The sequence below is a fragment of the Arsenicicoccus sp. UBA6765 genome, assembly GCF_002453335.1.
GTDB classification, from domain to species: domain Bacteria; phylum Actinomycetota; class Actinomycetes; order Actinomycetales; family Dermatophilaceae; genus Arsenicicoccus; species Arsenicicoccus bolidensis.
This window is the reverse complement of the sequence record NZ_DKGR01000003.1, coordinates 1,688-2,547: the sequence shown is the minus strand read 5'-3', so window position 1 is coordinate 2,547 and position 860 is coordinate 1,688. Positions and strand designations below refer to the sequence as shown.

The 860-nt window shown below is 75.3% G+C and carries 1 protein-coding gene and 1 pseudogene; both read right to left on the bottom strand.

Translation table 11 applies throughout. The annotated features are described in order from the left end of the window. Positions 1-435 (bottom strand): annotated as a pseudogene (locus B4K29_RS00710) (pilus assembly protein TadB); the annotation flags it as partial. Beyond that, positions 432-860: type II secretion system F family protein (locus B4K29_RS00705; RefSeq protein WP_414632588.1), on the bottom strand; the 429-nt coding region annotated here is incomplete at its 5' end. The pseudogene B4K29_RS00710 and the gene B4K29_RS00705, both read right to left, overlap by 4 nt.

Below are 860 nucleotides of genomic sequence, written 5' to 3'. Positions count from 1 at the left end.
CGCCACGACGACGAGCACGACGGCCGGCACCAGCGCTCCCCGGTCGCGGGCGACGGCGACGGTGGCCCCGACCGCGCCCAGGACGGCTCCCCCGGCGCCCCACAGCACCTGCTGGGCGCGGAAGCCCTCGACGTCGGGCACCTGGCCGGAGCGCTGCAGCCGTCGCCGCACCGACTCCTGCCCGCCGAGCGCAAGGTCCAGCCGGGCCCCGGCGCGCACGAGCCAGGGCTGCAGGAGTGCCAGCAACCCACGGTCGTCGAGCTCTCGGCCCACCGCAGGGGGTGGGAGCGCCACGTCCTGCAGGTATGGCGCCACCCGGTCGTCGATCGTGGGTCGGCGCCGTGCGGGGAGGCGGCGCCATACGAGCAGGACACCCGTGGCCCAGGTGAGCCCGAGGGCGGCGCCGGCCCACGACCAGTCGGCCAACCAGCTCATCGCAGCACCCTCCGCTCCTCGGGGAGGCGCCCGATGCGCATCATCAGCTGGTAGGCGATCACCGTGACGACGGCGCCGGAGGCCAGGACGACGGCCCCGAGCGGGGTGCCGAAGGGCTGCAGCGACGCAGGGCGGGTGGCCATCGTGGCCAGGACGACCCAGGGTGCGGCCACGGCGAGCCGGGCCGCGTTGACGGTCCAGCTCTGGCGGGTCTCCATCTCGGCGCGGGTGCGGGCGTCCTCGCGCAGGAACGAAGAGAGAGTCCGCAGCAGGCGCCCCAGGTCGCTGCCGCCGACCTCACGGGCGAGCCGCATCGACTCGACCAGCCGGTCACCGACCGGATCCGCGAGCTGTGCCTTGAGGCGGTCCAGGCAGTCGCCGAACCGTCCGGTCACGCGGTAGTCGTCGGCGAACGCCGCGAACGC